Below are 12,826 nucleotides of genomic sequence, written 5' to 3'. Positions count from 1 at the left end.
CACACACGGCCCGCAGCAGTCAGACGGCCTTCGCACCCCTGTGCCGGGCCAACGAGACCTGACGGGCAACCCGAGGCCCGAGCACCGAGACGACAAGCAACACACCGGTCACGACGATCTGGGACTGCGCGGACACGTTCAGCAGACTCATCACGTTCTGGAGCGCCCCCAGCAGGAACACCCCCGCGATCGCCCCACCGAGCGTCCCCTTGCCCCCGTCGAAGTCGATGCCTCCCAGCAACACCGCGGCCACGACACTCAGTTCGAGCCCGGTCGCGTTGTCGTACCGCGCACTCGCGTAGTGCAGGGCCCAGAAGACCCCCGTCAGGGAGGCCATGAACCCGGTCGCGACGAACAGGATCAGTTTGTTGCGCTTGACGCGGATCCCCGCGAACCGCGCCGCCTCCTCGCTCGCCCCCACCGCGAACAGCGACCGCCCGAACGGCGTGGCGTGCAGCACCACCACGGCGATCACAAGGAGCACCAGGAACGGCAGGAAGGCCTGCGGCAGGAACGTGTCGCCGAGCCTCCCCGCCGCGAAGTTCTGGTACTGCGTCGGGAAGTCGGTCACCGCGTCCGAGCCGAGCACGATCTGCGCGATGCCCCGGTAGGCGGCGAGCGTGCCGATGGTGACGGCGAGCGACGGCAGGCCGAGCCGGGTCACCAGCAGGCCGTTGACCAGCCCGCAGACAACGCCCAGCAGCAGGCACAGCGGGATGATCGTCTCGATGGCCATGCCCTCGTTCCAGAGCTTGCCCATGACCGCACCCGAGAGCCCGGCGGTCGACGCGACCGACAGATCGATCTCGCCGGCGACGATCAGAAGGGTCATCGGCAGGGCGATCAGCGCGATCGGAAGCGTGTTGCCGATGAGGAACGACAGGTTGAGGGAGTTCCCGAAGCCGTCCACGAAACCGAAGGAGAACAGCAGCAGGACGACCAACAGGGTGCCGACGACGGTGTCCCAGCGAATCGCACGCGCCAACGACTCAGGCATGGCTGGTGTTCTCCTTGCTGATCGCGGTCCTCTTGAGGGCCGACTTCTTCTTCAGCGCGGCCGCCACCCGCAGCGCGACGACCCGGTCGACGGCGATGGCGAGCAGCAGCAGGAAGCCGTTGATGGCGAGGACCCACACGGAGCTGACCCCGAGGGCGGGCAGCACACTGTTGATGGAGGTCAGGAGCAGCGCGCCGAGCGCGGCGCCGTACACGCTCCCGGAGCCGCCGGTGAAGACCACGCCGCCGACCACCACGGCGCTCACGACGGTGAGTTCGTAGCCGGAGCCGGTGCCGGAATCGACGTTCCCGAACCGGGCCAGGTACATGGCGCCGGCCAGCCCCGCGAGGGCACCGCAGAAGGTGTACGCGGTCAGGATCCGCTTGCGGACCGGGATGCCGGCCAGCCGGGCGGCCTCGGGGTTGGAGCCGAGCGCGTACAACTCGCGTCCGCTGCCGAAGTGTTTGAGGTAGTAGGCGGTGGCGACCAGGACCGCGAGGGCGATCAGCGCCAGCCAGGGGACCGCCGACAGTCCGCCGGAGCCGAAGTCGACGAAGGAGCCGGTGAGATCGGCGGCCGTGATCTGCCGGGAGCCGACCCAGATGGAGTCGACGCCCCGGATGATGTACAGCGTGCCGAGGGTGACCACGAGCGCGGGCACCTGGCCGAGGCTGACCAGCAGGCCGTTGAGGAGTCCGCAGCCGATGCCGAGCAGCACGGCGAGCACGATCGCGACGACCGGGTTGCCGCCGCCGTGCAGATAGTCGCCGGCGGCGAAGGCGGTGATGCCGAGGGTGGAGCCGACGGAGAGGTCGACGTTCCTCGTGATCACCACCAGGGACTGGCCGGTGGCGACCAGCACCAGGATGGTCGCGTTGAGCAGCAGGTCCTTGATGCCCTGCTCGGAGAGGAACTCGCTGTTGCCGGCCTGGGTGACGGCGATCATCACCAGGAAGACGACCAGGATGGCGAGTTCGCGCATCTTGAAGACGCGGTCGACGAGCCGGGTCCCGCTGGTCTCGGGCGCCTTTGCGACGGGGGTCTGTTCGGACGTGGTCGCCGTCATGCTGCGGCCCTCCCGGTCGCTGCGGCCATCACGGTTTCCTCGCTGGCTTCGGAGCGCGGGATCTCGGCGGTGATCCGGCCCTCGTGCATCACCAGCACGCGGTCGGCCATGCCGAGGATCTCGGGCAGGTCGGAGGAGATCATCAGCACGGCGACCCCGTCGGCCGCCAACTCGCCCAGGAGCCGGTGCACTTCGGCCTTCGTGCCGACGTCGATGCCACGGGTCGGCTCGTCGACGATCAGCACCTTCGGTCCGGTGGCGAGCCATTTGGCGAGGACGACCTTCTGCTGGTTGCCGCCGGAGAGGGTGGAGACGGCGTCGGCGATCCGGGCGTACTTCACCTGGAGCCTGACCGCCCAGTCGAGGGACCGGCTGCGTTCGGCGCCCCGGTCGACGAGGCCCGCCTTCACGGTCGTACGCAACCCGGTCAGGCCGATGTTCCGCTCGATGGACATCCCCATCACCAGACCCTGGGCGCGTCGGTCCTCGGGGACGAGGGCGAGACCCGCGTTCATCGCGACGGACGGCGCACCGTTCGTCAACTTCCTTCCCCTGACCTCGACTTCGCCCGCGTCCCAGCGGTCCACGCCGAACACGGCCCGGGCGACCTCGGTCCGGCCGGCGCCGACCAGTCCGGCGAGGCCGACGATCTCGCCGGACCGCACCTCGAAGGAGACATCGGTGAAGACGCCCTCCCGGGTCAACCGCCGTACGCTGAGCGCCACTTCGCCGGGGCGGACGTCCTGCTTGGGATAGAGCTCGTCCAGGTCCCGGCCGACCATCCGGCGTACGAGGTCGTCCTCGCTCATGCCGTCGAGGAGCTCGCTCGCGATCCAGGCGCCGTCCCGGAGGGTGGTGACCCGCCGGCAGATCTGGAAGATCTCCTCAAGGCGGTGCGAGATGAAGAGCACGGCGGCGCCCTGCTCGCGCAGGGTGCGGACGACTCCGAAGAGACGGGCGACCTCGCTGCCGGTCAGGGCCGCTGTGGGCTCGTCCATGATCAGGACCCGGGCGTCGAAGGAGAGCGCCTTGGCGATCTCGACGATCTGCTGGTCCGCGATCGACAGGCCGCGGGCGGGGCGGTCGGGGTCGAGGGCGACACCGAGCCGCTTCATCAGGGCGGCGGTGGCCGCGTGGGTGGCCTTGTGGTCGATCCGGCCCAGCGCCCGCCGGGGCTGACGGCCCATGAAGATGTTCTCGGCGATCGACAGGTCGGGGAAGAGCGTGGGTTCCTGGTAGATCACGGCGATTCCGGCGTCGCGGGCGTCGCCGGGGCCGTGGAAGACGACGGGTTCACCGTCGAGCAGCACCTGGCCGGCGTCCGGTCGGTGCACTCCGGCGAGGGTCTTGATCAGCGTCGACTTGCCCGCGCCGTTCTCCCCGGCGAGGGCGTGTACCTCGCCGGGGAACAGCTCCAGGGAGACGTCCCGCAGGGCGCGTACGGCACCGAAGGACTTGGAGACGTCCTTCAGCGCCAGCACCGGGGCCGGTCCCGTGTCGGACGGGTGGGTCATGGGGGCTCCTCGACGACACCGGCGAGACGGTACGTACCGACCCCACGGCGTCGTGAAAGGTTTCAACTGGATTGCCGGGACCGTAGGCACCACGGGCATGTCACGTCAATGGGTCCGTGTCGAAAAAATTTCGATAGTCGAAGGTCACGGCGGAGTCACGGAAAACGGGGTTGGCCGGAGTCCTTGACACCCCTTCGACGGACTCATACTTTGCCGTTCTGAATCGTTTCATCATTCACCCCGGGAGCCCCTAAGTGACCGACCTCGTCGCGGTGAAGGCCGCGCTGAAGACCCAGGCCGTCGAGACGCCGTCGTGGGCGTACGGAAACTCGGGGACCCGCTTCAAGGTGTTCGCCCAGCAGGGCGTGCCGCGCTCGCCGAAGGAGAAGCTGGACGACGCGGCGCAGGTCCACGCGGTGACCGGGGTGGCGCCGACGGTGGCGCTGCACATCCCCTGGGACAAGGTGGACGATTACGCGGACCTGGCCAAGCACGCCGAGCAGCGCGGGCTGAAGCTGGGGGCGATCAACTCCAACACGTTCCAGGACGACGACTACAAGCTGGGCAGCATCTGCCATCCCGACGCGGCGGTGCGGCGCAAGGCCGTCGGTCATCTGCTGGAGTGCGTCGACATCATGGACGCGACAGGGTCGAAGGACCTGAAGCTGTGGTTCGCCGACGGCACGAACTACCCCGGGCAGGACGACATCCGGGGGCGGCAGGACCGGCTGGCCGAGGGCCTGGCGGAGGTGTACGCACGGCTGGGCGACGGGCAGCGGATGCTGCTGGAGTACAAGCTCTTCGAGCCGTCCTTCTACACGACCGATGTGCCGGACTGGGGCACGGCCTACGCGCACTGTCTGAAGCTGGGGCCGAAGGCGCAGGTCGTCGTCGACACCGGGCACCACGCGCCGGGCACCAACATCGAGTTCATCGTCGCCACGCTGCTGCGGGAGGGGAAGCTCGGCGGCTTCGACTTCAACTCCCGGTTCTACGCGGACGACGACCTCATGGTCGGGGCCGCGGATCCGTTCCAGTTGTTCCGGATCATGTTCGAGGTGGTGGGCGGGGGCGGGTTCACCTCCGAGGTCGCCTTCATGCTCGACCAGTGTCACAACATCGAGGCGAAGATCCCGGCGATCATCCGGTCGGTGATGAACGTGCAGGAGGCGACGGCGAAGGCGTTGCTGGTGGACCGGGGGGCATTGGGCGAGGCCCAGGCCGCGGGGGATGTTCTGGCCGCGAACGCGGTGCTGATGGACGCGTACGACACGGATGTGCGGCCGTTGCTGCGGGAGGTGCGGGCGGAGATGGGGTTGGACCCCGACCCGCTTGCCGCGTACCGCCGGTCTGGGTGGGCCGAGAAGATTGTCGCTGAGCGTGTTGGAGGACAGCAGGCGGGGTGGGGGGCGTAAGCGTCTGCCCTGATCTGTTTCGACGCGGAGTGCGGGCCGGATGTGGCTGGTCGCGCAGTTCCTCCCCCAGCCTTCGACCGGGGGTACCCCCAGAGCCGCTGACGGGGCGCACTGGTGTCCCCCTCCTTCAAGAAATTGGGAAACTTCATGACCACACACCCCGAAGCCGCCGCTCTTCTCTCTCGTTCCCATCGGCTCGGTGCTGATCCTCGCAACACGAACTACGCCGGCGGGAACGCCTCCGCCAAAGGCACCGCCACCGACCCCGTGACCGGGGGCGATGTCGAGCTGATGTGGGTGAAGGGGTCCGGTGGGGATCTCGGGACGCTCACCGAGGCCGGGCTTGCCGTGCTGCGGCTCGACCGGCTCCGGGCGCTCACCGGTGTCTACCCGGGTGTCGAGCGCGAGGACGAGATGGTCGCCGCCTTCGACTACTGCCTGCACGGCAAGGGCGGGGCCGCTCCCTCCATCGACACCGCCATGCACGGGCTCGTCGACGCCCCGCACGTCGACCATCTGCACCCGGACTCCGGGATCGCGCTGGCGTGTGCCGCCGACGGGGAGAAGCTGACCGCCGAGTGTTTCGGGGACAGCGTGGTGTGGGTGCCGTGGCGGCGGCCGGGGTTCCAGCTGGGGCTGGACATCGCCGCCGTCAAGGCCGCCAACCCGCAGGCGGTCGGCTGCATCCTCGGCGGGCACGGGATCACCGCCTGGGGCGACAGCTCAAAGGAGTGCGAGCGGAACTCGCTGCGCATCATCCGTACCGCCGAGGCCCTCCTCGCCGAGCGCGGCAAGGCGGAGCCCTTCGGGCCCGTGATCGAGGGGTACGGCGCGCTGCCCGAGGCCGAGCGGCGGGAGCGGGCTGCCGCCCTCGCGCCGTACGTCCGTGCCGTCGCCTCCCAGGACCGGGCGCAGGTCGGGCACTTCACCGACGCCGAGGTGGTCCTGGACTTCCTGGCGCGGGCCGAGCACCCGCGGCTCGCCGCCCTGGGCACCTCCTGCCCGGACCACTTCCTGCGGACGAAGGTACGGCCGCTCGTGCTCGACCTTCCGCCGACCGCGCCCCTCGACGAGGCCGTCGCCCGGCTGAAGGAACTGCACGCCGTCTACCGCGAGGAGTACGCCTCCTACTACCGGCGGCACGCCCTGCCCGACTCCCCCGCCATGCGCGGGGCCGACCCGGCGATCGTGCTCGTACCAGGCGTCGGCATGTTCAGCTTCGGGAAGGACAAGCAGACCGCCCGGGTCGCGGGCGAGTTCTATGTCAACGCCGTCAATGTGATGCGCGGGGCCGAAGCCGTGTCGACGTACGCGCCGATCGAGGAGTCGGAGAAGTTCCGGATCGAGTACTGGGCGCTGGAGGAGGCCAAGCTGCAGCGGATGCCGAAGCCCAAGGCGCTCGCGACCCGGGTGGCGCTGGTGACGGGGGCCGGCAGCGGGATCGGGAAGGCGATCGCACATCGACTGGCGGCCGAAGGGGCGTGTGTCGTCGTCGCCGATCTGAACACCGAGAGTGCGGCCGGGGTCGCGGAGGAGCTCGGCGGGTCCGACAAGGCCGTGGCCGTCACCGTCGACGTGACGGACGAGGAGCAGATCGCCGCCGCCTTCCGGGCCGCCGCCCTCGCCTTCGGCGGGGTCGACCTCGTCGTCAACAACGCGGGGATCTCCATCTCCAAGCCGCTGCTGGAGACTTCCGCGAAGGACTGGGACCTGCAGCACGACATCATGGCCCGCGGCTCCTTCCTGGTGTCGCGGGAGGCGGCCCGGGTGATGATCGCGCAGGGGCTGGGCGGTGACATCGTCTATATCGCCTCGAAGAACGCTGTGTTCGCCGGGCCCAACAACATCGCCTACTCGGCCACCAAGGCGGACCAGGCTCACCAAGTGCGCTTGCTGGCCGCCGAGTTGGGCGAGCACGGGATCCGGGTCAACGGGGTCAACCCCGATGGTGTGGTGCGGGGGTCGGGGATCTTCGCCGGCGGATGGGGCGCCCAGCGGGCCGCCGTGTACGGGGTGGAGGAGTCGAAGCTGGGCGAGTTCTACGCTCAACGGACCATCCTCAAGCGCGAGGTGCTGCCCGAGCATGTGGCGAACGCCGTGTTCGCGCTGACGGGCGGGGAACTCACCCACACCACCGGGCTGCACGTCCCCGTCGACGCGGGTGTGGCGGCCGCGTTCCTGCGATGAGCGCTGGTCTGAGGGCGTACGCCGCGGTCGATCTGGGCGCGTCCAGTGGGCGGGTCATGGTCGGCCGGGTGAGCACGGACTCGCTGGAGCTGTCCGAGGCGCACCGGTTCGTGAACCGGCCGGTGCGGGTGCCGGAGGGGCTGCGCTGGGACGTACTCGCCCTGTACGCGGGGGTGTTGGAGGGGCTGCGGGCGGCAGGACAGGTGGACTCCGTCGGCCTCGACAGCTGGGCCGTGGACTACGGGCTGCTGGACGCCGGGGGGGCGCTGCTCGGCAACCCGGTGCACTACCGGGACGCCAGGACGGAGGGCGTAGCCGAGAAGGTGTGGGCGACCCTGCCGGCCGCGGAGCTGTACGCCCGCACCGGGTTGCAGTACGCGCCCTTCAACACCCTCTACCAACTGGTGGCCGCCCGGTCGAGCGCCCAGTTCGCCCACGCCGAGCGGCTGTTGCTCGTCCCGGACCTGCTGTCGTACTGGCTGACCGGCGAGCAGGGCACCGAGCTGACCAATGCCTCCACGACGCAGCTGATCGATCCCCGGACGCGCGACTGGTCGTACGAGGTCGCGGAACGGGTCGGCATCGACCTCGGGTTGTTCGCGCCGCTGCGGCAGCCCGGGGACCCGGCCGGGCTGCTGCGGCCCGGGGTGCTGGAGGAGACGGGGCTGACCGGGCCGGTGCCGGTGACCGCGGTCGGCTCGCACGACACGGCGTCGGCCGTGGCCGCCGTACCGGCGCTCGGCGAGCGGTTCGCCTACATCTGCACCGGCACCTGGTCACTGGCCGGTCTGGAGCTGGCCGCGCCCGTGCTGACCGAGGAGAGCCGGGCCGCCAACTTCACCAACGAGCTGGGGCTCGACGGCACGGTCCGCTATCTGCGCAACATCATGGGGCTGTGGCTGTTGCAGGAGTGCGTACGGGCCTGGGGCGACCCGGACCTGGGCGGCCTGCTGCGCGAGGCGGCCACCGTGCCGGCCCTGCGGTCGGTGGTGGACGCGGGGGACGCCGTGTTCCTGGCCCCCGGCCGGATGCCGGAGCGGATCGCCGAGGCGTGCCGGGAGTCCGGGCAGCCGGTGCCGCGGACGCCCGGGGAGATCACCCGGTGCATCCTCGACTCCCTCGCGCTCGCTCACCGGCGGGCGGTCGCGGACGCGCAGCGACTGGCCGATCACCCGGTCGACACCGTGTACGTGGTGGGCGGTGGCACCCGTAACGCGTTGCTCTGCCAACTCACCGCCGACGCCTGCGGGCTGCCGGTGGTGGCAGGTCCGACGGAGGCGGCGGCCCTCGGGAACGTGCTGGTCCAGGCCCGGGCGCACGGTCTCGTCGGCGACCTCGCCGACATACGGCGGCTGCTCACCCGTACCCAGCCGCTGACCCGGTACGCACCGCGCGGCGACACCGCCCGCTGGGAGGCGGCCGAGGCACGACTCGCCAGGCGGTGACCGGGTCTCCCGCTCCTCGCACCCGCCCACTACGCTGCACTCATCGGATGATCGACCTCAAGGAGCCGCGATGCGTGTCGCTCTCTTCCTGACCTGCGTCAACGACACGCTCTATCCGGACACCGGCCGCGCCGTGGTGAAACTCCTGACCAGGCTGGGTGTCGAGGTCGACTTCCCGATGGCTCAGACCTGCTGCGGGCAAGCCCACTACAACACCGGGTACCGCCATGACGCAGAGCCGTTGGCCCGGCATTTCTCCGATGTCTTCGGGGAGTACGAGGCGATCGTGACCCCGTCCGGGTCATGCGGGGCGATGGTGCGGGAGCTGTATCCGCGGATGGGCGAGCGGGCGCGGGCGGAGGGGCGTGGGAGCGGCCTCGCCCATGCGCTGGCGCCGGTGGTGCCGAAGACGTACGAGCTGACCGAGTTCCTGGTGGACGTGCTGGGGGTGATCGACGTCGGGGCATATTATCCGCACCATGTCACATACCACCCGACCTGCCACGGTCTGCGCGGTCTGGGGCTCGGCGACCGCCCCCGTCGGCTGCTCCAGGCCGTGAAGGGGCTGGAGTTGGCGGAGTTGCCGGGGGCGGAGGAGTGCTGTGGGTTCGGCGGGACGTTCGCGCTGAAGAACCCCGACGTCTCGGCGGCGATGGGTGCCGACAAGGTGCGCAACGCCGAGTCGACCGGCGCTCAGGTGCTGTGCGCGGCCGACAACTCCTGTCTGATGCACATCGGCGGCACCATGACCCGGCTCGGCACCGGCATGCGTCCGGTGCACATCGCGGAGATCCTGGCGAGCACGGAGGAGGAGCCGGCCGTATGAGCGGGACGTTCGTGGGGATGCCGGCCTTTCCGGCCGCCGCGCATGAGGCCGTCAACAACCAGACCCTGCGCGGGAATCTGCGTCATGCCACCCACACCATCCGCGCGAAGCGGGCCAAGGCCGTCGCGGAGGTGTCGGACTGGGCCGCGCTGCGGGAGGCCGGCAAGCAGATCAAGGACCACACCCTCCGTCATCTCGACCGCTACCTGGTCCAGTTGGAGGAGTCGGTGACGGCGGCGGGCGGTACGGTCCACTGGGCGGCGGACGCCGACGAGGCCAACCGGATCGTGACCCGGCTGGTGAAGGAGACCGGTGAGCCGGAGGTCGTGAAGGTCAAGTCGATGGCCACGCAGGAGATCGGGCTGAACGAGGCCCTCGAAGCGGAGGGCATCCGGGCCTACGAGACCGATCTCGCCGAGTTGATCGTCCAGTTGGGCAAGGACCGGCCCTCGCACATCCTCGTCCCGGCCATCCATCGCAACCGGGGTGAGATCAGGGACATCTTCCGGCGTGAGATGGGCGAGTGGGGACGCCCGGCCCCCGAGGGGCTGACCGACACCCCGGCCGAACTCGCCGAGGCGGCCCGGCTGCACCTTCGCGAGAAGTTCCTGCGGGCCAAGGTCGGAGTCTCCGGGGCCAACTTCATGGTCGCCGAGACCGGCACCCTGGTCGTCGTCGAGTCCGAGGGCAACGGACGAATGTGCCTGACCCTGCCCGAGACGCTGATCTCGGTCGTCGGCATCGAGAAGATCGTGCCGACCTGGCGGGACCTGGAGGTGTTCCTCCAGACGCTCCCCCGCTCGTCGACGGCCGAGCGCATGAACCCGTACACCTCGATGTGGACCGGCACCACGGACGGCGACGGCCCGCAGACGTTCCACCTGGTGCTCCTCGACAACGGCCGCACCGACACCCTCGCCGACGAGGTCGGCCGCCAGGCCCTGCGCTGCATCCGCTGCTCGGCCTGTCTCAATGTCTGTCCGGTGTACGAGCGGGCCGGCGGCCATGCCTACGGTTCGGTCTACCCCGGCCCGATCGGCGCCATCCTGAGCCCCCAGCTGAGGGGCACGCAGAGCGAGATCGACGCCTCGTTGCCGTACGCCTCGTCGCTGTGCGGGGCCTGCTACGAGGTCTGCCCGGTCGCCATCGACATCCCCGAGGTGCTGGTGCATCTGCGGGAGCGGGTCGTCGAGGGCGGGGAGGCGGTCCGCAACGGCAACAAGGTGCTGCTCAAGCCGGCCAAGGGACACGCGGCCGAACGGGCGGCGATGCGCGCGGCCCGCTGGGCGTTCTCCCACCCGGCCGCCCTGCGCACCGGCCAGCGGCTCGCCTCCCGCAGCCGCCGCCTCCATCCCCGTACGCTGCCGGGTCCCGGCAGGGCGTGGAGCGGGACGCGGGATCTGCCGGCGGTACCGGCGGAGCCGTTCCGTGACTGGTGGCAGCGGACGAACGGCGGAAAGGGCGGTGCGAAGTGAGCAGCAGGGAGCGGATCCTGGGCCGGGTGCGGCGGGCGCTGGCCGATGTGCGGGGCGAGGACGGGCCGGTCGAGCGGGCGTACCTGCGGGAGCATGGGGAGCGGAGCGTCGAGGAGACGGTGGATCTGCTGGCCGAGAACCTGGCGGACTACCGGGCGATCGTGCACCGCTGCACTGAGGGTGAACTGGCAGTTGTGGTCGGTCGGCTGCTCGCCGAGCGTGGTGCGAAGAAGGTGGTCACGCCTGCGGGGCTGCCCGTGGACTGGCTCGCGGCGACCGATGCCGAACAGGTCCCCGACCATGCCGAGAGCACGCCTGACGAGCTCGACCGGGTCGACAGTGTGGTAACCGGCTGTGCCGTGGCCGTGGCCGAGACCGGGACGATCGTGCTGGACGGGGGCCCCGACCAGGGCCGTCGCCGGATCACGCTGGTCCCCGACCACCACATCTGTGTCGTCCGGGTGCCGGACCAGGTCGTGTCCTCCGTGCCGCAGGCCCTCGATCGCCTCGACCCGACCCGCCCGTCGACCTGGATCTCCGGGCCGTCGGCCACCAGCGACATCGAACTGGACCGGGTCGAGGGGGTACACGGTCCGCGCACCCTGGAGGTGGTGCTCGTCAGCGGCGATCGGCCGAGCACGGCGGCCGAATCGTAGCGGCCTGAAGCGGTGGCCCTGGCAGGTCACGGCCGGGGTGGGTCGTCGAGCATCCGGCGACGGCCGCGGCTAGCGTGAGGGAATGATCCGGTTCGAGCAGGTCACCAAGCGGTATCCGGACGGTACGACCGCTGTGGACGGTCTGTCCTTCGAGGTGGCCGAGGGCGAACTCGTCACTCTCGTCGGACCCTCCGGCTGCGGCAAGACCACCACCATGATGATGGTCAACCGGCTCATCGAACCGACCTCGGGGCGGATCTTCGTCGACGACGAGGACATCGCGCAGGCCGACCCGGTGCGGCTGCGCCGCCGGATCGGCTACGTGATCCAGCAGGTGGGCCTGTTCCCGCACCGCACCGTCCTCGACAACACCGCGACCGTCCCGGCTCTGCTCGGCTGGAAGCGGGACAGGGCCCGCGAGCGCGCCGCCGAACTGCTCGATCTGGTGGGTCTGGACCCGAAGACGTACGGTCCACGCTATCCCGACCAGCTCTCCGGCGGTCAGCGGCAGCGGGTGGGCGTCGCCCGGGCGCTGGCCGCCGATCCCCCGGTCCTGCTGATGGACGAGCCGTTCGGCGCGGTCGACCCGGTGGTGCGGGAGCAGCTGCAGGACGAGTTCCTCAGGATGCAGGCGGCCGTGCGCAAGACGGTGCTGCTGGTCACCCATGACATCGAGGAGGCGGTGCGGCTCGGTGACCGGATCGCGGTGTACGGGCCGGGGCGCATCGAGCAGTTCGACACGCCCGGGGCCGTACTGGGGACCCCGGCCACTGCGTACGTCGCGGATTTCGTGGGCGCCGACCGGGGGCTCAAGCGGCTGTCGGTGACCGATGTCGAGCCGGACGACCTGGAGCAGCCGCCGGTCGTCCGGCTGGACGAGTCCGCCGAGGGCGCGGCCGCGCGGATGCGGGACGAGGGTGCCCGGTGGGCCGTGGTCCTGGACGCGCACGGCGATCTGCACGGCTGGGTCGGTCTCGACGAACTGGCGGTGGGCGGCCCGGTCCGGGTACTCGCCCACCGAATGACCGCATGGGTGCCGGTGGGCGCCCCGCTGAAGCAGGCGTTCGGTGTGATGCTCCAGCATGACGCGGGATGGGTCGCGGTCCTCGACGGCTCACGCTTTCTCGGGGTACTCACCCCGGCCAAACTGCACGAGGCGCTGCGCCGCTCGGTGGACGCGGACGCGCGCGGGATCTCGCGGGGCCAGGTGCCGTTCGACTCGGTGTCCGACGCCTGACCGGCAGC

10 protein-coding genes are annotated in these 12,826 nt (G+C 70.4%); 7 read left to right on the top strand and 3 right to left on the bottom strand.

Annotation, left to right across the window (positions count from 1 at the left end):
• Positions 1-19: 19 nt before the first annotated feature.
• The 3 genes from EDD90_RS47685 to EDD90_RS47675 are packed head-to-tail and all read right to left on the bottom strand — an operon-like array spanning position 20 to position 3,577.
• The gene (locus tag EDD90_RS47685; RefSeq protein ID WP_123979255.1) at positions 20-997 is read right to left on the bottom strand and encodes an ABC transporter permease; all 978 of its coding nucleotides are present in this window, start codon (positions 995-997) and stop codon (positions 20-22) included.
• Positions 990-2,063, bottom strand: a complete 1,074-nt coding sequence (locus EDD90_RS47680; RefSeq protein ID WP_123979254.1) for an ABC transporter permease — start codon at positions 2,061-2,063, stop codon at positions 990-992. The genes EDD90_RS47685 and EDD90_RS47680 overlap by 8 nt, the downstream gene beginning before the upstream one ends.
• Positions 2,060-3,577 carry a sugar ABC transporter ATP-binding protein gene (locus EDD90_RS47675; RefSeq protein WP_123979253.1) on the bottom strand — a complete coding sequence of 506 codons (1,518 nt, stop codon included), beginning with the start codon at positions 3,575-3,577 and terminating at the stop codon, positions 2,060-2,062. Before EDD90_RS47675 ends, EDD90_RS47680 begins: the two co-directional genes overlap by 4 nt.
• Positions 3,578-3,831: 254 nt before the next feature.
• On the opposite strand from EDD90_RS47675, the gene rhaI reads away from it, so the two are divergent.
• From rhaI to EDD90_RS47640, 7 genes are all read left to right on the top strand, one after another.
• Positions 3,832-4,992: an L-rhamnose isomerase gene (rhaI, locus tag EDD90_RS47670; protein WP_123979252.1), complete on the top strand. Its 1,161-nt coding sequence runs from the start codon at positions 3,832-3,834 to the stop codon at positions 4,990-4,992.
• Between the two features lie 147 nt (positions 4,993-5,139).
• On the top strand, positions 5,140-7,179 hold the full coding sequence (locus EDD90_RS47665) for a bifunctional aldolase/short-chain dehydrogenase (protein ID WP_123979251.1): 2,040 nt from the start codon (positions 5,140-5,142) through the stop codon (positions 7,177-7,179).
• Positions 7,176-8,624 (top strand): rhamnulokinase family protein, encoded by a 1,449-nt coding sequence (locus EDD90_RS47660; RefSeq protein ID WP_123979250.1) that lies wholly within the window; start codon positions 7,176-7,178, stop codon positions 8,622-8,624. The genes EDD90_RS47665 and EDD90_RS47660 overlap by 4 nt, the downstream gene beginning before the upstream one ends.
• Positions 8,625-8,694: 70 nt before the next feature.
• Positions 8,695-9,450, top strand: a complete 756-nt coding sequence (locus EDD90_RS47655; protein ID WP_123979249.1) for a (Fe-S)-binding protein — start codon at positions 8,695-8,697, stop codon at positions 9,448-9,450.
• On the top strand, positions 9,447-10,925 hold the full coding sequence (locus tag EDD90_RS47650; protein ID WP_123979248.1) for a LutB/LldF family L-lactate oxidation iron-sulfur protein: 1,479 nt from the start codon (positions 9,447-9,449) through the stop codon (positions 10,923-10,925). Before EDD90_RS47655 ends, EDD90_RS47650 begins: the two co-directional genes overlap by 4 nt.
• A complete protein-coding gene (locus EDD90_RS47645; protein WP_123979247.1) occupies positions 10,922-11,581 on the top strand; it encodes a lactate utilization protein C in 660 nt (219 codons plus the stop codon). The genes EDD90_RS47650 and EDD90_RS47645 overlap by 4 nt, the downstream gene beginning before the upstream one ends.
• Before the next feature lie 82 nt (positions 11,582-11,663).
• Positions 11,664-12,818 (top strand): ABC transporter ATP-binding protein, encoded by a 1,155-nt coding sequence (locus EDD90_RS47640; RefSeq protein WP_123979246.1) that lies wholly within the window; start codon positions 11,664-11,666, stop codon positions 12,816-12,818.
• Positions 12,819-12,826 lie beyond the last annotated feature (8 nt).

It is taken from the genome of Streptomyces sp. Ag109_O5-1, assembly GCF_003814875.1.
GTDB classification, from domain to species: domain Bacteria; phylum Actinomycetota; class Actinomycetes; order Streptomycetales; family Streptomycetaceae; genus Streptomyces; species Streptomyces sasae.
This window is presented reverse-complemented; position numbering and strand designations above follow the sequence as displayed.